The following is a 20,540-nucleotide window of genomic DNA, read 5'->3' as shown; positions in this document are numbered from 1 at the left end:
CGGTGCTGCCGAACCACTCGGCACGCCCGCCGCTCTGACACGCCGAGGACACCCCGCACGTGATCGATCGCGACCCTTCGGCGAGCGGGGCTCAGCGATTCTTCGTAGGCGATGACCGAGGCCGAGGCGATGACGGTCGGGCGGTAAAGATGCGCCACGGCTTTGGCCTGATGCTCGGCGGCGCGCAGGTTAGCCTCGGCCGTCACCGTTCCTGCCGGGGTGGCCTCCATAGCGGTTTCCGCTGTACGGTAATCGAGCGCGGTTTGCGCCAGCCCGGGACTGGCGGCAAAAGCCAGCATCAGGGCTGGCACCAAAGGCAGGGCGCGCTTCATTACGGCCGACCCAGCATCGCGCGCATACAGGGCCGAAAATATCGGCCACCGGAAGGCTCGTGTTGTCGTCGTCATCACGGAGCGCCAGGCCGCGCCACAGGACCAGCAGCGTCTTGACGATTTCGGTCGATCGGAACCGCGGGCTCAGCCCGAAATGCCCGACCAGATCGTCGATCCGTTCGGCAAACAGCACATCGATCCGCTGCTCGGCCACGGCTATTGCGCGGGCCAGGGCAGGGTTGCGCACCGCCTCGAGCCGCAGCTCAATCGCCATCTGCGCCCATTCGCGGCGGCCGGATACGGTCGTCAGCCACGCGCCGATCCGGGCGATGGTCTGGTCGAATGTCATCGCCCGATAATCGAGCGTCATTTCGGCAAGGGTATGGACGCGCTCTTCCATATTGCGCTCCATTACCGCCAGCAGCGGATCCTCGCGCGAAGCGAAATTGGAATGGAACGCACCCTGGGTGAAGCCGGCACGAGTGCAGACCGCACACAGAGACAGACCCGGCATTGAACTTTCAAGGATCAGCGTCTCGACCGCTTCGATCAGCGCCGTTCGCGTGGCCGCCTGCGATTATTCGCGACGGATAGGTTTGGCAGCGGCCATCGCGCACAAATACAGATATCAACTGATATGTCAAGATTTCGTTTTTCGGATGCCGTGCGGAACGTCAGCCTTAAGGAATGTTTGTGAAGTTCAACAGGCGTCGCCCGGCCGAATGAAGTCCATCACGTCGGCAACGTCATGGCTGTTGCTGCCGTCTTGTCCTTGAAGTCGGTGATGACTTCGCCGATCAGCGCCCGTAGCCAGCGGTGGGCGGGATCGTGGCGGTAACGGACGTGCCAGGCCATCTCGACGGGAAAGCTGCCGAGGTCGACCGGGGCGGGCAGGACCTTCAGCCGGGGGTCGTGCATCAGCTGTCGGCAAATGAGCGAGGGCAGGGTGGCGCAATAGTCGGTCACCGCTACCATCTCGGCTGCCGCGAAGAAATTGGTCACGGAGATCGCGACGTCGCGCTTCAGCTGCTGCTGCGCCAGCGCGTGAAACAAACCGGCGCGCATCCGTCCGGGCGGCACGATGTTGACATGCTTCATCGTCTCGAACTGCTCGCGCGTCATGGCATCGCCGATGGCCGGATGATCCGCGCGGACCGCGCAAGCGAGGCCTTCATCCATCAGGTGCTGGACGACGAGGTTGTCGGGTGGATCGACGATGCGGCCCAGCACGAGTGCCGTCGTGCCCGACACGACACCTGTTTCCGCAAGATCGTTGCCGAAGGGGGTCAGGCGGAGCTTGATGCCGGGCGCGACCTTCTCCAGGCGCGCCAGGACAGCGGGGACGATGACGAACTCGACATAGCCGTTCGGCGCGATCGTGAAGAGCCGTTCGGCGTGTGCGGGGTCGAAGGCCTGCTGACCGAGGACCGCGTCGTCGAGCTGAGCGAGTGCCTCGGCGATCAGCGGTGAGAGTTCAAGCGCGATCGGGGTCGGCTGGATGCCATAGCGCTCGCGTACGAACAGCTGGTCCTGAAGCATCTGTCGCAGACGCGACAAGGCGTTAGAGACGGCGGGCTGCGTCATGCCCATGCGCTCGGCAGCCCGCGTGACGCTGCGCTCCTCCATCAACGCGATAAAGATCGGCAGCAGGTTCAGATCGTAGCGCATGCAGTCATCCTGTCAGACGTATATCTGACATTAGAAAGATAAACTTCTAGAATATATCAACGAGGCCCATTTCCCATCCATCGGCGACGGGCGCCGCGAACATGGAGGTTCAGATGAGCAAGGGTCAGGTTCTCGTTCTTGGATCGAACGCGACACAGCTCGGTCTGCGTAGCGGCAGTACCGCAACGGTCGGTCAGTATCTCAACGAGACGGCAGTCCCCGCGCTGGCACTGCTCGACGCCGGCTATGATATTGTTCTCGCTACGCCCAACGGGACCAAGCCGCCCATCGACGCCGGCTCCGACACGAAGGACCACTTCGGCGGTGATGAGGCGGCATACCAGCGCGCCAAGGACTTCTTCGCCAGCCACCCGGCCATGAACGACGTCCGCACGCTGAAATCGGTCGTCGACGAGGGTCTGGACGGCTTCGTTGGCGTGTTCGTGCCGGGAGGTCACGCGCCCATCGTCGATCTGATGCAGGACCGCGATGCGGGCACGATCCTCCGTCACTTCCACGCGGCGGCCAAGCCGACCGCGCTTCTCTGCCACGGACCGGTGGTCGTTATCGCCGCGCTCGACGATGCTCCGGCCTTCCGCAAGGCGCTGGAGGAAGGCGATGACGCCGGGGCGGCCGATCTGGCGCGAGACTGGATCTACGCGGGTTACCGCATGACAGTCTTTCCGGCGAGCGAGGAAAAGATCGCCGAGGAGCAAGTGCTGAAGGGCGAACTCTACTTCGACATGGAAAAGGCGCTGCGGTCGGCTGGTGGCGACGTCTCTGTCACCGACGAGAACTTCGCTTCGAATGTCGTCGTGGACCGGGAACTGATCACGGGTCAGAATCCCGCGTCGGACCGGGCCATGGCCGACGCGTTGATCGAAGCCCTCGATCGCGCCGCTGCGTGAGTACCAGGATGACGGGCGGGACGCTCAGGATGCGCCCCGTTTCGGATATAACCAAGACAGGGTATGGTGCCATGACAGCCAACGTGAAGATCGTCGCCGTCCTAACCGCCCGTGCGGATACCGTCGACCGCCTGCGCGCTCTGCTCGACGCCATGCTGAAGCCAAGCCGTGCCGAACCGGGCAATTTGCGCTACGATCTCTGGCAGGACCAGAGCGATCCGAATCGTTTCGTACTCGACGAGCTGTATGCGGACGCGGATGCAGTCGCCGCCCACCGTGCAACGCCCCACTTCCAGAACTACCTCTCTCAGATCGGCGATCTGTCCGAGCGCGCCGCGTTTGTCCTCAACCCCGCCTCGTCAACCTGAGGATGGCGCCAATGGGCAAGCCTGAAGAATGGGTGGGTACGGCACGGCTCGTAAAGGCGTTCGACACAGACGTGTTGCGGATGACCGGCCTGTTGGCACCTGCGCTTCGCGCGGGGCTCTTGGGCCTCACTGATCTACGCGCCTATCGTTGGCGCGGGGCCGCGATCCGGCGAAAAATCAACAACTGACTTGAAGGAATACAGTCATGACCAAGGGTATCGAAGGCAAGGTCGTTCTCATTACCGGCGGCAGCACCGGCATCGGCGCGGAAACCGCGCGTCTTCTCGCGGAACGCGGCGCTAAGGTAGCCATCGCCGCGCGGCGCAAGGACAGGCTCGACGAGGTCGCCGCGGACATCGCCGCAATTGGCGGCACGGCACGTAGCTACGTGCTGGACGTGACCGACAAATCGGCGGTCCAGTCCGTTGTCGCCGCAATCATTGCCGACTTCGGCCGCCTCGACGTGCTGATCAACAACGCCGGGCTGATGCCGATCCGTCCGATGGCCGAGGTCAACACCGACGAGTGGGACCAGATGATCGACGTCAATCTGAAGGGCACGCTTTACGGCATCGCGGCGGCCCTTCCCGGTTTTCTCGAGCAGGGCAGCGGTCACATCATCAACTTGAGTTCGGTTGCGGGCATCAAGGTCTTCGCACCGGGCGGCACGGTCTACTCCGGCACCAAGTTCGCCGTCAGCGCGATCAGCGAGGGCTTGCGCCACGAGGTGGGGGAAAAGGTCCGGGTCACGTCAATCGAGCCTGGAGCTGTCGAAAGCGATTTGAAGTTCACGACCTCTGGCACGGCTGCCGAGACGGTGCTGGACTTCTACAAGCAGGCCATCCCGACGGCATCGGTGGCGCGTGCTATCGCGTTCGCTGTCGAACAACCTGATGACGTCGACGTCAACGCGATCGTCATCCGGCCGACCGCACAGGAATTCTGATTTCGACGAGGAGGCGGGACCGCTTGTGCTCCGCCTCCTCGGGAACGTACCGGCCCGCTCGTCCGTTACTTTGCCGAACAATATCTGTTCGTTTCACTCGAGGAGTCATTTATGTCCAAACTTGCCCTGTATGTACCACTGAAGGCCAAGCCCGGAAAAGAGCGCGATGTCGCCAATTTCCTGACCTCGGCATTGCCGCTCGTTCAAGCTGAGGCGGGCACTCTGACCTGGTATGCGATCGAGGAAGGTCCCGGTGCGTACGCGATCTTCGATACGTTCGACACAGAGGAGGATCGGCAGGCCCATCTTGACGGCAAGGTTGCCGCCGCACTGATGGACAAGGCAGACGAACTGTTCTCTGAACCGCCGCAGATTCACAAGTTCACTCTGCTAGCCGCGAAATAGCGGAGCGGTCGGCACCCTAAGCTGCCGTTTGACTGCAGGGTAAGGCTCGTGTTTCCATCCGGAATGGATGGCCCCGCGTGCTCTGGCAAGGATCTGGTTGCCCGTGAGCCCGGTTTCGAAGCTCTCGACCAGCGCGTCCTGCACGCGATTGGTCCCGGCCAGCCCTGCGCGAAGGCCGGCGGGCGCTTCGCCGGCTCCCGCTTTCAGATCCGACCCATTCCAACGTGTGGTTGAGATGCACCTGATCGAACGTGCGTTTGGCCAGATTTACGACCTACAGCTCCGCCTTGAGATAGCGGGCGGTGAGACTGCCTTCCGCTTCCGCAACGACGCCAGGGACGCCGCTGGCAACGATACGGCCCCCATCTTCCCCGGCCCCCGGTCCCAGGTCGATGATCCAGTCCGCCTGTGCGATGGCGCGCATGTCATGTTCGACGACTACGACGGTATTGCCGGCGTCTACGAGGTCCTGCAGGTGTTGCATTAGCCGATCGCCATCGGAGGGGTGAAGCCCCGAAGTTGGCTCGTCGAGGATGTAGATCGTGTTGCCGCGTTGAGCGCGTTGCAGTTCAGTCGCCAGCTTGATGCGCTGCGCCTCCCCGCCAGACAGCTCGGTCGCCGGCTGACCGAGCCTCAGGTAGCCAAGACCGATCTCCCGCAACACGTCGAGGGAGCGCATCACAGATGCCTCGCCAGCGAAGAAATCGCACGCATCGTCGACCGTCAGTTCGAGCACCTGGGCGATATTGCGCCCGTTCCATTCGACTTCGAGCGTTTGCGGGTTGTAGCGAGAGCCATGACAGGTCGAGCACGGGGCAAAAACGCTCGGCAGGAACAGCAGCTCCACCATGACGTATCCCTCGCCCTCGCACACAGGGCAGCGGCCTTGCGCGACATTGAACGAGAACCTTCCCGGGCTGTAGTGCCGCCGGCGGGCGAGCGGCGTATCAGCGAAGATCCGTCGCACATGGTCGAACATGCCGCTGTAGGTGGATAGGTTCGAGCGCGGCGTGCGGCCGATCGGTTTCTGATCGACCCGCACCAGCCTGCGAACATGCTCCATGCCTGCGACAATGCGTCCTTCAGTGTCGTTCTGCGCAACATCGAGCAGCGGATCGATATCCTCCTCCTCGGCCACGGGGGAGCCGCCGAGGTGTTCCGTGACGAGCTCGGGCAGCGCCTGACTGACAAGACTGGATTTGCCCGATCCCGAAACGCCGGTGACAGCGGTAAAGCAGCCGATGGGAAACTCGACGTCGAGACCATGGAGATTGTTCCGCCTGATCCCTTCCAGGCGTAGCCATGCCTTGGGATCGCGCGGTGTGCGCTCACTGCGGAGCGGCTCTGCGAACAGGTAGCGGCGGGTGATCGAAGTCTCGACGTCGGCAAGCCCCTCTATCGGCCCGCTGTAGAGGACTTCACCGCCCTTCTCCCCGGCTCCCGGCCCGACATCGACGAGCCATTCCGCGCGGCGGATCACGTCGAGATCATGTTCGACGACGAACAGGGAGTTGCCCGCCGCCTTGAGACGCTCGAGGATGGTGAGCAAGGCTTCACCATCTGCCGGGTGCAACCCTGCCGAAGGCTCGTCAAGCACATAGACCACGCCGAAAAGCTGTGACGACAATTGCGTGGCAAGCCGCAAGCGCTGCAGCTCTCCGGAGGAGAGCGTCGGCGTGCTGCGGTCGAGCGAAATGTAGCCAAGGCCAAGATCGATCAGCGGCTCTAGCCGCTCGATCAATTCGCAGGCAAGGCGTTGGGCGGCGATCCGCTTCTCGTCGGAGAGATTGGGCGTACGGCGTACGTCGGGCGCGCTTTTGTGCGCCGAACCTCCTGCCGCGACCCGCCGTTCGACCGCCGCATCGCGGGCCGCCTTGCCGAGGACATGACCCTTCGGGACCGCCGCGGCGCCCCCGTATTCGCCGTGCGCGACGGGCGTGAGCAAGTCCCGGAGTTTCAACACCGTCAGATCGCCGAACTCGGCGATGTCGAGGCCCGCGAACTTCACGGACAGGGCTTCGCGCTTCAGGCGCTTGCCGTCGCAGGTCGGGCAATCGCGGCCGATGATATATTGCGAGACGCGCTTCTTCATCAGCGCGCTTTTAGTGTTGGCGAAGGTTTCCAGCACATATCGGCGCGCGCCGGTGAAGGTGCCCTGGTAGCTCGGCTCCATCCGGCGCTTGAGCGCCGTCCGGGTCTGTTCGGGCGTCAGGCCCGCATAGACCGGCACCGTTGGCGCCTCTTCAGTGAAGAGGATCCAGTCGCGATCCTTTTTCCGCAAGTCGCGCCACGGCGTATCGACGTCATAGCCGAGCGAAACGAGGATATCGCGCAGGTTCTGGCCATGCCAGGCGGCCGGCCAGGCGGCGATCGCTCGATCGCGAATGGTGAGGCTGTCGTCAGGAACCATCGTCTCTTCGGTCGCGTCATATACGCGGCCGATGCCATGGCAGGTCGCGCAGGCCCCCGCGACCGTGTTGGGGGAGAAATCCTCCGCATAGAGCATGGGTTGATGGCGCGGATATTCGCCGACGCGCGAATAGAGCATCCGCACCAGGCTGGAGAGCGTCGTCACGCTGCCGACCGAGGATCGCGCGTTGGCCGAGCCGCGCTGCTGCTGCAACGCGACCGCAGGCGGCAAACCGTCGATCGCGTCGACCTCCGGCACGCCGGCCTGGTCGATCAGGCGACGGGCATAGGGCGCAACCGATTCCAGATAACGCCGCTGGGCTTCGGCATAAAGGGTGCCGAACGCGAGCGATGACTTGCCCGAGCCCGATATGCCGGTGAACACCACGAAGGCGTCGCGCGGTACATCGACGTCAATATTCTTGAGGTTATTCTGGCGCGCGCCGCGAACCTGCACGCAAGCGGGCGGCCCCGTATGCCCATGATCGGTGGCCGGCGTCGTCGTGTAAATGTCCTTGCTCTTCAATTCAGTCTTCCTGCCCTTTACGCCCGTGCGGCCCGTAGTTCGTCACAGTCGGGTAACAGATGAATGCATTTCCGACTCAATACATCCAACGGCCAGGCTGGCCCGGTGTTCGGTACCTTTGGAATATTCTTCCAGCATTAAGCAAAAGGTTACGACAAAACCATTGTTCCCGTTGGGTCCCGCGACGAGGCCACACACACTCCGCTGGTAAGCGCCTGGGCCAGGCGGCCCTGGTCCGTGCCGCTATCGGCATGTAACGACCGCACCTCCGCGCTTGTTACCGCATCGCGACGCGTTGCCCATTGGCTAGAGCGCGTTTCATCATGGCCGGGGTCGGGCCATGATGACGGCCGAGTTGTCGATCCGAGCGCCTCGCGCCGCTTCGGATCGGCAGGTCAGTAGTGAATGACCGTGCGGATCGACTTGCCTTCGCGCATCAGTGCGAAGGCTTCGTTGATCTCCTCCAAACCCATCGTGTGGGTTACGAATGGGGCCAGATCGATATCGCCTCTCATCGCGTCCTCGACCATGCCGGGGAGCTGGGTCCGTCCCTTGACGCCACCGAAAGCGGACCCCTTCCATACCCGGCCCGTGACGAGCTGGAATGGGCGGGTGGAGATTTCCTCGCCCGCGCCGGCAACGCCAATCACGATCGACTGGCCCCAGCCACGGTGCGCTGATTCAAGCGCGGCGCGCATGACATGGACGTTGCCGATGCACTCGAAGGTATGATCGATGCCCCAGCCCGACATCTCGATCAGCACTTGCTGGATGGGCTTGTCATGGTCCTTGGGGTTGATGCACTCGGTCGCACCGAACTGGCGTGCCAGCTCGAACTTGGACGGATTGGTGTCGATGGCGATGATGCGACCCGCCTTCGCCTGGCGCGCACCCTGAACTGCCGCGAGGCCGATGCCGCCGAGGCCGAACACGGCGACCGAGTCTCCGGGCTGGACCTTGGCGGTATTATGGACTGCGCCGATGCCGGTCGTGACGCCGCAGCCGAGCAGGCAGACGTGTTCGGGGTTTGCCTCGGGGTTGATCTTGGCGAGCGAGACTTCGGCGACGACAGTATATTCACTGAAGGTTGAACAGCCCATGTAATGATAGAGGGGCTGACCGTTGTACGAAAAGCGGGTGGTCCCATCGGGCATCAAGCCCTTGCCTTGCGTTTCGCGGACAGCGACGCACAGGTTGGTCTTGCCCGACAGGCAGAAGTCGCACTTGCCGCACTCGGCGGTGTAGAGCGGAATCACGTGATCGCCCGGCACGACGCTGGTGACGCCTTCACCGACCTCGACAACGATGCCCGCGCCCTCGTGGCCCAGAACCACCGGGAAAACACCCTCCGGATCACTCCCCTCCAGCGTGTACGCGTCGGTGTGGCACACACCGGTGTGCGTCACCCGTATGAGGGCTTCGCCTTTCCGGGGCCGGGCGACATCGATCTCGACGATTTCGAGTGGCTTGCCCGCCTCGAAGGCTACAGCGGCGCGAGATTTCATGTTGGGATACCCTCGTTGAGTTAAACTGATTGCTGGTGCGAGGCCGTTGCGTCAGCGCAAATTCGTCGACATTCTCATACTGGTAGGGAGTATCTTTATAATACTCCCTACCAGTATACAAGAGGTGTCCTAGCGAGGATCTTAAACCAGAGAAGGCGGCAGGGGGCTGGCTTCTAGGTGCGGGAGAACACAGGCAAGAAAATGAGCCTGAAATTGTCATTTAAGATAAGTACGCAGAATCTTCATTACGCCCTCCACGCCGTCATCGTGATCGCCACCCGCGCCTCCGACGGCCCGATCTGCGCCCGCACCGAATGTTTCCCTGAGATGACTCTGCATCACTTCTGCCATCAGTCCATTTGTCGCACCACGCATGGCAACAATTTGCTGCAGCAGGGGAGCGCAATCGGCCCCCGCTTCGATCGCGCGTTCCAGAGCGTCCGCCTGACCCTTGATACGCCGCAAGCGTGTAATGGCTCGCTTCTTGTCCTCTGATGAATATGGCATCGCGTTTTCCCGAAAAATCGCTCCAGCATACTATACAGGGGGGAGTTTCAATCCTGCAGAGAGCCGGGCGTTTTTTATCGGGCGACGTTCCGGTCATGCTCTCAAGCCTGCGCCACGAGCAGCCTTGCATGGGCGCCGAGGGTCCGATCCTCTGTCGGGGAAGGGGGGAGCGATCGCTCACTCCCCCTGGTACGCCGGTCAGACCGTAACGACGACCTTGCCGATCTGGTCGTTCGATTCGAGGAAGCGGTGAGCGTCCTGAATGGCGTCGAGCGAGAAAGTGCGCGCGATCCGCGGCTTAAGCGCGCCCGATTCCAGACCCGCCACGATGAACGCCTTAGCGCGATCGAGGGCGGCATCGTCCGAGACGATCTCGCTGTAGAGATACCCCTTGAGCGTGAGGCTCTTGCCCAGCACGGAGAACAACGGGAACGGCGTCGGTTCGCCGCTGAGCGCGCCATATTGGAGCAGGATGCCGCCGCGTGCCATGCTCTCGGTTAGCGGCTCGAACGACGGGCCTCCGACCGGATCAAGCACCACGCGCGCACCCTGACCATCGGTTATCTCCATCACCCTCGCTACCAGATCGTCTTCCTCGGTCGCGACGACATGATGTGCACCGGCATCGATCAGGGCCTGGCGCTTTGCGCCGGTACGCGTCGTCGCGATTACCGTCGCGCCGACCATCCGCGCAATCTGGAAGGCAGCAAGGCCGACGCTGCTGGAGGCAGCAGTGACGATGACGAAATCACCCTCGCCAAGTTTCGCCTGCTCCACCAGCGCACCCCAGGCGGTGACATATTGCATCCACACGGCCGCCGCTTCCTCGAACGACAGCGCCGCCGGATGCTTGACGACGAGGCGGGCGGGCACGTTGGCGACCTCACCATAAGTGCCCCAGCGCGCGATATCGAGCGGGGGGATGACGCTGACGGCTTCGCCTTCCGCAAACCCGGTCACGTCCGCGCCGACCGTAACGACAGTGCCGGCAGCCTCATAGCCAAGGCGGCTCGGGAACTCGGCTTCCTGAAGGTAGGCATGGTTGCGGAACATCACCTCGGCGCGGTTTATGCCTATCGCCTTCACCGCGATCTGCACTTCGTCGGCCGCGGGCGCGGGGACTGCCACATCTTCAATCCTGAGGACGCTGGCGTCGCCATATTCATGGATACGGACGATGCGGCTCATTGGAGACTCCTTGATTATTGAATGATCGTTCTGTAAGTGAGCCGACCACCAGTTTCAAGATATTATTTATCGATCGTTCCATATCGTGCACCAGAGATGACAGAGACGAAAGCCCGTCGCCGCGCAGGTCGCCCTCGTGGGTTCGATACGGACGCTGTGCTCGACAAGGCGGTGCGGCTGTTCTGGCAGCGCGGCTACGAGGCGACATCGATGGCCGATCTGGTGGCGGAGACTGGCGTCGCCGCCGCCAGTCTCTATGCAGCGTTTGACAACAAGGCGGGGCTGTTTGCGGCGGTGATCGAGCGCTACGCCGCGACGTTCAGCGTCCACCTCTATGCACCCATCAACGATCCGGCGTTGTCCACCTACGAGGCCGTCGAAGGCCTGCTAGAACGAGCGGCGTCATCATTCTCGGAACCTGGAACGCCGGCCGGCTGCTTCATGTATTCGGCAGCGGCAGCCGTTTCGCCGGCGTCCGCCGCCATCGAATGCCTGCTGCGCGACAAGCGTATCGCGGCAGAGGCCCTCCTGATCGAGCGTCTGCAACGCGGCGCCGCGCAGGGCGAGCTTGCGGCCAACACCGATCCGGCCGTGCTAGGCAAATTCATCAATACGGTCATGGAAGGCATGTCCGTTCAGGCGCGCGACGGCGCTACGATCAACGAACTGCTCTCCATCGCGACAATGGCACTCGATCGATGGCCGGCCGCGATATGATCGTTACATGGTGTTCATCTGCTAATTCGCCTCCCGCGACCAAACAGTCGAACCCATCTCATAGGACGAAAGCACATGAAACACGTGACATTGCCCGGCGGGGTAGTGGTTCCTTCAATGGGTCAAGGCACCTGGAAGATGGGCGAACGTGCCGAGCGCCGATCCGATGAGATCGCCGCGCTACGCACCGGTGTCGAACTGGGCATGACGCTCATCGATACCGCCGAAATGTATGGCGATGGTGCGGCGGAAACGCTGATTTGCAAGGCGCTTGGCAGCGTTCGCGACCAGTTGTACCTCGTCAGCAAGGCATATCCGCAGAACGCATCGCGCTCCCGCCTCGCCGGTGCGTGCGAGGCGAGCCTGAAGCGGCTCGGCACCGACCGGCTGGACCTCTACCTTCTCCATTGGCGGGGATCGGTGCCGCTCGCTGAGACAGTGGAGGCATTGGAGGCGCTCAAATCGGCAGGAAAGATCCGACACTGGGGTGTCAGCAATCTCGATACCGACGATATGGAAGAGCTTGTCGCTGCGGGCGGGGATGGCTGCGTGACCGATCAGATCCTCTACAATCTGGTCCGGCGAGGCCCCGAATTGGACCTGCTGCCGTGGCTCGCCGAGCGTAACATACCGGTTATGGCGTATAGTCCAGTCGAGCAGGGACGACTTTCTACCCACCCCGCTCTCGACAAAATTGCAGCCGAGGTTGGCGCAACCCCTGTGCAGGTCGCACTTTCGTGGACGTTGCGGCAAGATGGTCTCATCGCCATCCCGAAAGCGAGTTCAGTCGCACATGTGCGGGAGAACCGCGCGGCCGCCGATATCGTTCTTTCCGACGCTCAGCTTGCGACACTCGACGCGGCATTTCCCAGGCCAGGCGACCGCCGTCCACTCGAGATGCTTTAGCGTCAGATGACGATATTATCGCTCGAAGGAACAGAACGCAAACCGGATCGGCGGTAGGCGCTCAGCGGTGCGGTGGTCGGACCAGTGTCGACACCGCTAGCGAGCGGGTGCTGCGCGACTGACGGTTCGAGAACCAGGCCTATCGCGCCCCTGGCCCCAATCTGCTCTTAGCCTCCACGAATAAGCGTCCGACCGTTCTTAGAGTCCGTACGGAAACTACGTTGAGCGTCCGAGGCGTCTGACAAGCAGGACGGTGGCAGCAGCGTAGAGGAAGGCTTCCGCAGAGGCGGTAGTGGTCTCGGCGTCCTCCCAGAGGCGGCAGTTCCTGCCGAACCAGGCGAAGCTAGGACCCATCGGCGGGGCTGGACTGTGAAGGTGGACTGTCCGCGCGGGCCACGCACGATCTCGAGCGGGATGGGGCAGGCGTTCCGAGCGCGCGGTCCTTGGTAGCCTGCGTCGGCGAAGATGAGGTCCACGAAGGGGAAGCGGGACCGCGAGGCCGTCACCAGCGGTCCGACCGCGTCGCGGTCCTGCACGCTGGCGGGTCCGACCTGTGCGAGCAGAAGCCTGCCGTCCGTATCGACGAGGGCGTGGCGCTTGCGTCCCATGACTTTCTTCGCACCATCGTAGCCTCTCGGTCCGCCTGCCTCCGTGGTCTTCACCGACTGGCTGTCCATGACCGCCGCCGGCGGGCTCGCTTCCCTGCCTTCCCGCTCGCGATCGAGCGCGCCGAGAGCGCGGGCCACGCGCTCGAAAACCCGTTCGTCGCGCAGACGGCAGAACCAGTCCCAAACCGTCGTGCGCGGCGGGAAGTCGAGCGGCAGCAGGCGCCACGGGCAGCCGGTCCGCAGAACGTAGAACACCGCTTCCACGATCCGCCGAAGCGGCCACTTCCGAGGTCGTCCCGTCCTAGCGGGCTGCGGCGGGAGCGGGCTGACAACCGCCCACTCCCCATCCGTCAGATCGGTCTGGTAGCGAAGGTCCAAGCGGCTATGCTGCGCCCTGGTGGCTGGCGTCCACATGGCGATCTCCGAAAGCTTTGACACCTTCTGGAATCATCAGGAAGCCGGCCCCGCAACCGTTTCCGTACAGGCTCTCAGCGATTTAGTCGATCAGATCGTCAACAGTGAAAATTGAACAAAGAGTGACTCAGTTCGTCGCGATGGCGCGAGCGTTGGAGTTGCCGATGATGGTCTCTCGGCGCGTTTCTGCCGAATACTGTTGAGCCGGGACAGCAAGTTTAAGTTATCGGGTAAAAGAACATATTGGACACTGATCAATGGCCGGATATACCCCTCGAGGCCTGGAAAGACACCTGTGCCGCGCGCCATCTGTGTACGCAGTTCATGGCAAGTATCGCCTTGCGCATACGCCATGGGTCAATCATTCCTGGCATACAACGCTTTATGTGAATGCCGATGGCCTCACGACCGGTCTTGTTCCGGATGCTCAAGGCATCACAATACAATTTGATCTGCACCGGCATCGATTGATGGCGTCCTGCCCTGGCGGTATTAGCGACAGTTTCGCGCTCGAACCGATGTCGGTCGCGGATTTCGATGCGCGCTTTTCCGCCATGATCGAACGGCCCGGTGGCTCGGCCATTCATGACCGCCGGCCGAACGAATTGCCTTAAGCAACCCCATTTGGCGAAGACACTAAACAACGCCCGTGGGACGCTGATGCAGTCTCGCGCTCCACCGTGCTTTGGTCCGGATCGACGCTGTCTTCAATGAATTCCGCACCGGCTTCCTCGGCAAGGTCAGTCCTGTTCATTTGTTCTGGGGCAGTTTCAACTTGGCGGTAACGCGGTTTTCCGGAAGGGCCACACCCTCCCATCCCGGCGGCATTCCAAACCTACCGGACGCCGTCACTAAAGAAGCCTACTCGCACGAGGTCTCGTCGGCAGGCTTCTGGCCCGGAAACGGCGGCGCCGGCGAAGCGATGTTCTGCAGCTACGCCTATCCGGTGACGGACGGTTTCAGCGACCGCCTCGTTGAACCCGCCGCGGCGCGCGGGGATCAGACGCTCGGCGAGCTCGTCCTATCTTACGAGGCAGTGCGAGCGGCTGACGATCCAGAAGCAGCACTGATGGCATTCTTGCAGACCACCTACGAAACCGCCGCCGAGTCGAGCGATTGGGATCGGGCAAGTCTCGAGTATCATCTTCAACACTCTTGGATTCCTCGACCTGTTCGATAGACTCCCGCCTCCAGCCGCAACCGTTCCGCCACGAAGCCGCGTGTGCAATTCGCAGTTTTGGGCGGCAACGTCAGCGTTGGCGCTTGCTACTGCCCATCTAACCAGAGCAACCGCATGACCGACGTCTTCTTGATCGCCTTCATCCTTCTGGCGGCAGGCGTGATCGCCGTTCCGCTCGCGACGCGCTTCGGTCTCGGATCGGTCCTCGGCTACCTGATCGCCGGTGTCGCGATCGGTCCGATCTTGAACGCGCTCGGAGTCGACGTCATCGCCGTGCAGCACTTCGCCGAGTTCGGCGTCGTCATGATGCTGTTCCTTGTCGGGCTCGAGCTGGAGCCGCCGGTTCTCTGGTCGATGCGCAACCGCCTGCTGGGGCTCGGCGGCGGCCAAGTGTTCCTGACGGCTGCCGCGATCGGTGGGGGCGCTCTCTTCTTCGGCTTGTCATGGCAGCTCGCCGTCACCGTCGGCTTGATCCTCGCCCTATCGTCGACCGCGATCGTCTTGCAGACGCTGCAGGAGAAGGGCCTGATGCGGAGCGACGGGGGGCAGGCCGGCTTCTCGGTGCTCCTGTTTCAAGACATCGCTGTCATCCCGATCCTTGCCTTTCTGCCGCTCCTCGCACTGCCGGACGCCGCGCATGACGGGGCAGGGCATGAGGGGGCGGATGGCCACGACGCGGGACTCAGCCTCGTCGAAGGGCTCGCGGGATGGCAGGCGGGGCTCGTCACGCTTGCGGCGGTCGCGGCCGTCCTCGTCGGCGGCAGCTACCTGACTCGTCCGCTCTTTCGAATGGTGGCGAGTGCCGGACTCCGCGAGCTGTTCAGCGCCGCGGCCCTGCTGATCGTCATCGCGATCTCGCTTCTTATGTCGCTCGTCGGACTGTCGCCCGCGCTAGGCGCGTTCCTTGCAGGCGTCGTCCTCGCGAACAGCGAGTACCGACACGAACTCGAAGCCGACATCGATCCGTTCCGAGGGCTTCTCCTTGGCCTGTTCTTCATCACGATCGGTGCCGGGATAGACTTCGCGCTGATGAGTGAGAACCTCAGTACCATCCTTAGTCTAACCGTCGGCGTGCTGGTGGTGAAGGGGGCAATCCTCTTCGCGCTCGCGCGCCTCTTTCAAGTCGAGGGAGCGGACAAGTGGCTCTTCTCACTTGGGCTGGCGCAGGCGGGCGAGTTCGGCTTCGTCCTCATCTCCTTCGCATTGTCGAACAGGCTGCTCCCGGGGGAGATCGCGAGCATACTTCAGCTCGTCATCGCGATCTCGATGCTGGCGACGCCTGGCTTGTTCATCCTGTGGGAGCGCGTCTTCGCCGCGCGCGGTGTTACGCAGCAGGAGGCCGAGGCGGACGATATCGATCAGGTAGCGCCGGTGATCGTCTGCGGATGCGGCCGGATGGGCGGCATTATCCAGAACATGATCAAGACGGCTGGTTACGAGACGACCGTCATCGACTACAACTCCAAGCAACTCGAGGCCATGCGCCGGATTGGGTTCAGGGTCTTCTTCGGCGATGCGACACGGCCGGATCTGCTGGCCGCCGCCGGCATCGCGCGCGCCAAGCTCGTCATCGTCGCGATCGACAACAAGGATCAGATCACGACCCTCACGCGCTACATCGTCGAGAACTACCCACAGGTCCACGTCATCGCGCGTGCGGTCGACCGCCCGCACGTCTTCGAGCTGTGGGCGGCGGGCTGCCGGGACGTGATTCGCGAGACCTATGACAGTTCGCTGCGGATCGCCCGTTCCGCCTACGAAGCGTTAGGCATCCCGCGAGAGCAGGCGGAACGCATGGTCGAAGTCCTCGACGAGGCGGACAAGAAGGTGACCCGCGCGATCGCCGAGCACGCGAAGCCGGGAGAACTCTGGTACGAGGACGAAGGCCTCGTGAGAGCCGTCAACCGGGTCAGGGAACCGGCAACGGCTCACGCGGCACGGCAAGTGGAGGAAATCCGACGAGGGCCGAGATCGTAGTAGACCCGATTTGCGACCGCTCACGGTGCAGGAACGGCTTGCGGTGCACCGATGTTATCGGGCACTGCGGGACCGCGTTGGGAAGCGAGTAGGTGGCGGAACTTCGGTGGCGCTTCGCCACGGTGGAAGCACTCGACCGCCTTCTGCGTGTCGGCGTCGTGCCTCGTCGCCCGGTTGTGATGCCGCAGGTGTTCCGCCCAAGACGGTAGCATGAACCACTCCGTCCGGCGGTGCGTAGCTTTCGCATCCTGGTAGACGCTGGGCTGTTCGGGATCGGCGGTGGTGTGGTCGTCGTGCCGGCTCTCTACGCGGTGTTCGACGCGACGGGGGCGGCCGAGAGCGAGCAGATGAAGCTCGCCGTCGGAACGTCGCTCGCGGCCATCATCGTGACGAGCATTAGGTCACTGAGGGGGCATTCGAAGTCTGGACGCGTGGATTGGAGCGTCCTTCGTTGGTGGGGACCGTTCATCGCGGCGGGGTCGCTCGGTGGGGCAGGGCTCGCTCGGATCGTAAGCGTCGACGTCCTAACGCTGATCTTCAGCGTCGGTACGATCTTGATCGCCGTTCAGCGATTGATCTTCGGGCGCGGTGAAGCGAAGCCGGGCGCGTCGTTGCCGTCGCGCTTCTGGCAGGGCGTCCTCGGCGCGGTGAAGGGCGTCGGTTCGGCGCTGATGGGTATCGGCGGCGGCGTGATCGGCGTGCTGCTACTGACCTCGTTCGGGCGATCGGTACACGTCGCCATCGCGACGGCGGCGGGGTTCGGCCTGTTCATCGCAGTCCCCGGCGCGATCGGCTTCATGCTGGCCGGGCAGGGGGCGGTGCTGCCGCCGCTCAGCGTCGGTAACGTGAGCCTTCCCGCCTTCGCGAGTGTCGCGGCGATCAGCGCGCTGACGGCACCGTACGGGGCAAAGCTGGCGCACAAGCTGCGCTCTGCGCTTGAAGGCAAGGGCGACTGGACCCTCCACATCGTCAGGCGGTCCGATGAGGCGAGCGGCTTCATGGTCCTGCCCCGACGATGGGTCGTGGAGAGAACCTTCGCGTGGCTCGGACGATCTCGCCGCCTGGCCAAGGACTGGGAGGCCACCATCACCTCCGCCACCGCCTGGCTCCTCATCGCCAACGCCCGCATCCTCACCCGTCGGTTCGTTCGGCACTACGCCGGGTGACCGACTTCTGAGCCAGGCTCCTAGGGGGCGGCGTACGTCCCGTCGGTATGCCTGGGAACCTTCGTCTTTATCGATCCGGGACTGCTCGCCGGAAAGAACGCCGCCACAGATTGAGTGTATCTCGCCCCCGTAGCATTGATAAGCCGAAATAGCTTACAGAGCGAGACTATTATAGTCCGGCTGATCGTCCTCGGGCTCGTGGCCGTGCCACTCCCAATCTACCCTTATGGTATCTTCGAGATCGCTATTGCTACCAACTTGTACGGTCACGACCCACGCGCCGTCCTTGCGACAGAGGTTGGCGTGCTCGTCGAGGTACTGGTGCCGTCGTCACCTTTGACCTTCGCAAACAGTACGAGCGATCGCTTCGTGGCCGAGGATGGATCAACGCGTCCGGCCCAAATCGGATTTGAGCCGGACGCGCACGAGCAGCGTTTGGTACAGGCGTTGCCACGCGCTCGTTGTTGCTCGAGATCGTTGAGCCTCCCCCAACCCAACCCTCGCCTAGCAACGCTGACAGCGTGCCATACCGTTAACGAATCTACAAACGAAGGTTTTATCTCAGAGTGAGTAGGAGAGAACGGTATGCACATTACTCACTTACGAAGACGAATGAATGTCTACCGGACGAGTTCAATAGCGCAACGATCGCAGAAGCATACTGACACTGGGGCGACAGGCTACGTTCGGGTCAACATAGGAAAGCTGCCGCCCTACTTGCGCACGAATATGCGCTGTGAGAGCGGGGAATGCAGGACGGCAGCAGCATTGATGTAGGTGAAAATCTTGAGGAAATTGTTAACATGGTAAGACAGATCAAAACGAAGAGGGGCATACCGGGGAAGAGAGTATGCCTAGCTCAAAAAACGGCCGGGCATTCCAAGTGCCAAAACTGAAGCCGAACTAGTGCATCCCGAAGCTGTAGAAGACCGTTGTATCTATTAGACGAATGTGTGCGACCTACGTCGCAGCAAGAGTACGATTTTGATGCAACCGGCAGTGCAACGAGTCTCGAACAATTTGCGACAATATATGGCGACGGCATAGACAAAACCATCCATCTCAGTCTGCGCAATGCGGAACGCCCCGACTACCTGAATGGGCTGCTCAAGCTCGCGGCGAGCACGCAAGTTTAGGCAGAGTGTTACGTGGTTGGGCAAGAATAGCCGGCTTCAAGGCTCCAACCAGGCAGTCGCGCATCCTCCTGCTGCCCATAAGCCTATCACTTGGATCACCGAGAACGTCGTAGGAGTCCGGCGCCACCGATCCATACGGCAGAGCGGCGTTGCGTAGCTATTCGGCGGGTACAGTGGGCGGTGCCGCTCCCTTCCCATGACGCTCTCCTTCCATGCTCCATCCGAACATATCCTCCGGACCACTCCGAAGGAGGCAGGCCACCGGACCATGCACGCCAATGAAGGAACTTGGGCACAGCTCGCGCGTTCGTTCGATAACTGCACGAGGGTTCTCATGCTTGAAAACGTTCCCGCTTTCCTCGGACGTTCGTTGAAGAACGTCCGCGCCGGACACGCGAAGCTAATGGCGGCGAAGCCGTCTACCGCGCCCCGTGCGCCTTCCGACCGATTCACCCTGACCAGTCCCGCGTTCGAACCCGGCGGGACGCTGCCGGCCCGGTTCACAGCCGATGCGAAGGAAGAGGCCGTGTCGCCGCCCCTCGCTTGGACCGATCCGCCCGCCGGCACGAAGTCGCTGGTTCTGGTCGTCGAAGACGCGGATGCGCCTAGCCCCGAGCCGTTGGTTCATTGGCTCGTCTGGGACCTCCTCGGGCAAGGGGGCAGTTTGGCCGAGTCAGCGTCGGTGCCGTCGACCGGTCGAAACTCGTATCAGCAACAGGCCTGGCTGCCCCCCGATCCCCCGAACGGGCATGGCGCTCACGACTACGTCTTCCAGCTCTTCGCACTGGACGTCCCGATCGACCTGAAGTCCGGGTCGGGTCGGACAGCGGTCGAAGACGCGCTGACCGGTCATGTCCTCGCAGTCGCGGTGCTGCAGGCGTCCTACGAGCGGCCGGGGTGACGGGCGACAGAGCCGAGTTCCTAGTCGAGAGGAGCGGCCTCTGCCGGCGTGGACCCACGGAGAGTCGCCTACCGGTCCGTTCTCTCTATATAGACTCGAAAGCGGGACGTTGTGTGCGACTGTCCGAGCATACGTCCCCAATGTCCGGTTCTGCGCCAATGTGTTCATGGCCGCAGCTTCTCGGGTTCCGTCAGCCTGCCAAATCGCCCGTGCCACCTCCTTCAACGTTCGGCGATGAATAGCGTTACTATGTAGCCAACTGAAATTTTAGCACACGCGCGAATACACGCGACGTCCTGATACCCCTATGTAGCCGTTGTGGAAAAGACAGTCCGATGTACAAATCTGGCGCCATTGCAGATGTAATCGACATCGTGCGTGTAGTCATAACGATATCATATATATAAGCAGAATAATTACCGCCACTATATAGCGGATGATAATCAACACACGCATTGCCGACCTGCGTGTTTTAACGCTGCGCAATATTTCAGTGGTGTGCGTCGCTGACACAAGCGAGCAAAATCTATCGGTTCACTACGCCGCTCTACCGGGCATGACGTCCTACCGTCCTCACAGCGGAAGCCGCTCATTCGTCCGTGTGCATAAGCAGCGTGCTGAACTGGGAACCCGTGCTAGATAGATTTCGTCGTCAACGGCTAGCCTCGACATCTGTTGCGGCGGCTCTGCTGCTCGGCGCGTCCGCGCTCGGCCTCATCTCTCCCGCCGCCGCGCAGCAAGCGAGCGTTCCCGCGCCGCCGCAACAGGCGCAG

At 62.4% G+C, this 20,540-nt stretch carries 16 protein-coding genes and 5 pseudogenes; 12 read left to right on the top strand and 9 right to left on the bottom strand.

Annotation, left to right across the window (positions count from 1 at the left end; all coding sequences use genetic code 11):
* From GGQ59_RS14840 to GGQ59_RS14550, 3 genes and pseudogenes are all read right to left on the bottom strand, one after another.
* Positions 1-206 (bottom strand): annotated as a pseudogene (locus GGQ59_RS14840) (hypothetical protein); the annotation flags it as partial.
* Positions 190-846 (bottom strand): TetR/AcrR family transcriptional regulator, encoded by a 657-nt coding sequence (locus GGQ59_RS14555; protein ID WP_183819899.1) that lies wholly within the window; start codon positions 844-846, stop codon positions 190-192. The pseudogene GGQ59_RS14840 and the gene GGQ59_RS14555, both read right to left, overlap by 17 nt.
* 218 nt (positions 847-1,064) lie before the next feature.
* Positions 1,065-2,000: a LysR family transcriptional regulator gene (locus GGQ59_RS14550; RefSeq protein ID WP_183819896.1), complete on the bottom strand. Its 936-nt coding sequence runs from the start codon at positions 1,998-2,000 to the stop codon at positions 1,065-1,067.
* 113 nt (positions 2,001-2,113) lie between these two features.
* Here GGQ59_RS14550 and GGQ59_RS14545 point away from each other — a divergent pair, with 113 nt between their 5' ends.
* The 5 genes from GGQ59_RS14545 (at position 2,114) to GGQ59_RS14525 (ending at position 4,627) form a co-directional block, all read left to right on the top strand.
* A complete protein-coding gene (locus GGQ59_RS14545) occupies positions 2,114-2,908 on the top strand; it encodes a type 1 glutamine amidotransferase domain-containing protein (RefSeq protein WP_183819894.1) in 795 nt (264 codons plus the stop codon).
* 71 nt (positions 2,909-2,979) lie between these two features.
* Positions 2,980-3,276 (top strand): putative quinol monooxygenase, encoded by a 297-nt coding sequence (locus GGQ59_RS14540; protein WP_183819892.1) that lies wholly within the window; start codon positions 2,980-2,982, stop codon positions 3,274-3,276.
* 11 nt (positions 3,277-3,287) lie between these two features.
* Entirely contained in the window at positions 3,288-3,464 is a 177-nt protein-coding gene (locus GGQ59_RS14535) for a hypothetical protein (protein ID WP_183819890.1), read from the top strand.
* A 17-nt stretch (positions 3,465-3,481) separates the two neighbouring features.
* Complete coding sequence (locus GGQ59_RS14530) at positions 3,482-4,222, top strand: SDR family oxidoreductase (protein ID WP_183819888.1); 741 nt, start codon at positions 3,482-3,484, stop codon at positions 4,220-4,222.
* Between the two features lie 111 nt (positions 4,223-4,333).
* Positions 4,334-4,627 carry a putative quinol monooxygenase gene (locus GGQ59_RS14525; RefSeq protein ID WP_183819886.1) on the top strand — a complete coding sequence of 98 codons (294 nt, stop codon included), beginning with the start codon at positions 4,334-4,336 and terminating at the stop codon, positions 4,625-4,627.
* Between the two features lie 274 nt (positions 4,628-4,901).
* Here GGQ59_RS14525 and GGQ59_RS14520 read toward each other — a convergent pair whose 3' ends face one another.
* The 4 genes from GGQ59_RS14520 to GGQ59_RS14505 form a co-directional block, all read right to left on the bottom strand.
* Positions 4,902-7,547: an excinuclease ABC subunit UvrA gene (locus GGQ59_RS14520; RefSeq protein ID WP_425511361.1), complete on the bottom strand. Its 2,646-nt coding sequence runs from the start codon at positions 7,545-7,547 to the stop codon at positions 4,902-4,904.
* 410 nt (positions 7,548-7,957) lie between these two features.
* Positions 7,958-9,067 carry an S-(hydroxymethyl)glutathione dehydrogenase/class III alcohol dehydrogenase gene (locus GGQ59_RS14515; protein ID WP_183819884.1) on the bottom strand — a complete coding sequence of 370 codons (1,110 nt, stop codon included), beginning with the start codon at positions 9,065-9,067 and terminating at the stop codon, positions 7,958-7,960.
* A 216-nt stretch (positions 9,068-9,283) separates the two neighbouring features.
* Complete coding sequence (locus GGQ59_RS14510) at positions 9,284-9,574, bottom strand: metal/formaldehyde-sensitive transcriptional repressor (RefSeq protein ID WP_183819882.1); 291 nt, start codon at positions 9,572-9,574, stop codon at positions 9,284-9,286.
* Positions 9,575-9,772: 198 nt separating this feature from the next.
* A complete protein-coding gene (locus tag GGQ59_RS14505; RefSeq protein WP_183819881.1) occupies positions 9,773-10,762 on the bottom strand; it encodes a zinc-dependent alcohol dehydrogenase family protein in 990 nt (329 codons plus the stop codon).
* Between the two features lie 156 nt (positions 10,763-10,918).
* Here GGQ59_RS14505 and GGQ59_RS14500 point away from each other — a divergent pair, with 156 nt between their 5' ends.
* Both GGQ59_RS14500 and GGQ59_RS14495 read left to right on the top strand, forming a co-directional pair.
* Positions 10,919-11,479, top strand: coding sequence for a TetR/AcrR family transcriptional regulator (locus tag GGQ59_RS14500; RefSeq protein ID WP_221401088.1), 561 nt, complete (start codon positions 10,919-10,921; stop codon positions 11,477-11,479).
* A gap of 75 nt (positions 11,480-11,554) precedes the next feature.
* A complete protein-coding gene (locus GGQ59_RS14495) occupies positions 11,555-12,385 on the top strand; it encodes an aldo/keto reductase (RefSeq protein WP_183819877.1) in 831 nt (276 codons plus the stop codon).
* A gap of 216 nt (positions 12,386-12,601) precedes the next feature.
* Here the strand turns inward: GGQ59_RS14495 and GGQ59_RS14490 are convergent.
* A pseudogene (locus GGQ59_RS14490) lies at positions 12,602-13,407 on the bottom strand (IS5 family transposase).
* Between the two features lie 240 nt (positions 13,408-13,647).
* Here GGQ59_RS14490 and GGQ59_RS15515 point away from each other — a divergent pair.
* Positions 13,648-14,587 (top strand): annotated as a pseudogene (locus GGQ59_RS15515) (DUF5996 family protein).
* Between the two features lie 114 nt (positions 14,588-14,701).
* Positions 14,702-16,564: a monovalent cation:proton antiporter-2 (CPA2) family protein gene (locus GGQ59_RS14480; protein ID WP_183819875.1), complete on the top strand. Its 1,863-nt coding sequence runs from the start codon at positions 14,702-14,704 to the stop codon at positions 16,562-16,564.
* A 20-nt stretch (positions 16,565-16,584) separates the two neighbouring features.
* On the opposite strand, the gene GGQ59_RS15510 is transcribed toward GGQ59_RS14480, so the two are convergent.
* Positions 16,585-16,776, bottom strand: a complete 192-nt coding sequence (locus GGQ59_RS15510; protein ID WP_343074342.1) for an MFS transporter — start codon at positions 16,774-16,776, stop codon at positions 16,585-16,587.
* An 18-nt stretch (positions 16,777-16,794) separates the two neighbouring features.
* On the opposite strand from GGQ59_RS15510, the pseudogene GGQ59_RS14470 reads away from it, so the two are divergent.
* The 3 genes and pseudogenes from GGQ59_RS14470 to GGQ59_RS14465 form a co-directional block, all read left to right on the top strand.
* Positions 16,795-17,484 (top strand): annotated as a pseudogene (locus GGQ59_RS14470) (sulfite exporter TauE/SafE family protein); the annotation flags it as partial.
* Positions 17,482-17,730, top strand: a pseudogene (locus tag GGQ59_RS15095) (transposase); the annotation flags it as partial. The pseudogenes GGQ59_RS14470 and GGQ59_RS15095, both read left to right, overlap by 3 nt.
* A gap of 1,332 nt (positions 17,731-19,062) precedes the next feature.
* Positions 19,063-19,767 carry a YbhB/YbcL family Raf kinase inhibitor-like protein gene (locus GGQ59_RS14465; RefSeq protein ID WP_343074341.1) on the top strand — a complete coding sequence of 235 codons (705 nt, stop codon included), beginning with the start codon at positions 19,063-19,065 and terminating at the stop codon, positions 19,765-19,767.
* Positions 19,768-20,540 lie beyond the last annotated feature (773 nt).

This window comes from Parvularcula dongshanensis (assembly GCF_014199615.1).
In the GTDB taxonomy this organism is placed as follows: Bacteria; Pseudomonadota; Alphaproteobacteria; order Caulobacterales; family Parvularculaceae; genus Parvularcula; species Parvularcula dongshanensis.
Note: the sequence above shows the minus strand (reverse complement) of the source record. Positions and strands in the feature narration are given on the sequence as shown.

Coding starts and splice junctions, on each gene's coding strand:
- GGQ59_RS14555 (WP_183819899.1), bottom strand. CDS start 846: ATGCCGGGTCTGTCTCTGTGTGCGGTCTGCACTCGTGCCGGCTTCACC.
- GGQ59_RS14550 (WP_183819896.1), bottom strand. CDS start 2,000: ATGCGCTACGATCTGAACCTGCTGCCGATCTTTATCGCGTTGATGGAG.
- GGQ59_RS14545 (WP_183819894.1), top strand. CDS start 2,114: ATGAGCAAGGGTCAGGTTCTCGTTCTTGGATCGAACGCGACACAGCTC.
- GGQ59_RS14540 (WP_183819892.1), top strand. CDS start 2,980: ATGACAGCCAACGTGAAGATCGTCGCCGTCCTAACCGCCCGTGCGGAT.
- GGQ59_RS14535 (WP_183819890.1), top strand. CDS start 3,288: ATGGGCAAGCCTGAAGAATGGGTGGGTACGGCACGGCTCGTAAAGGCG.
- GGQ59_RS14530 (WP_183819888.1), top strand. CDS start 3,482: ATGACCAAGGGTATCGAAGGCAAGGTCGTTCTCATTACCGGCGGCAGC.
- GGQ59_RS14525 (WP_183819886.1), top strand. CDS start 4,334: ATGTCCAAACTTGCCCTGTATGTACCACTGAAGGCCAAGCCCGGAAAA.
- GGQ59_RS14515 (WP_183819884.1), bottom strand. CDS start 9,067: ATGAAATCTCGCGCCGCTGTAGCCTTCGAGGCGGGCAAGCCACTCGAA.
- GGQ59_RS14510 (WP_183819882.1), bottom strand. CDS start 9,574: ATGCCATATTCATCAGAGGACAAGAAGCGAGCCATTACACGCTTGCGG.
- GGQ59_RS14505 (WP_183819881.1), bottom strand. CDS start 10,762: ATGAGCCGCATCGTCCGTATCCATGAATATGGCGACGCCAGCGTCCTC.
- GGQ59_RS14495 (WP_183819877.1), top strand. CDS start 11,555: ATGAAACACGTGACATTGCCCGGCGGGGTAGTGGTTCCTTCAATGGGT.
- GGQ59_RS14480 (WP_183819875.1), top strand. CDS start 14,702: ATGACCGACGTCTTCTTGATCGCCTTCATCCTTCTGGCGGCAGGCGTG.
- GGQ59_RS15510 (WP_343074342.1), bottom strand. CDS start 16,776: ATGCTACCGTCTTGGGCGGAACACCTGCGGCATCACAACCGGGCGACG.
- GGQ59_RS14465 (WP_343074341.1), top strand. CDS start 19,063: ATGACGCTCTCCTTCCATGCTCCATCCGAACATATCCTCCGGACCACT.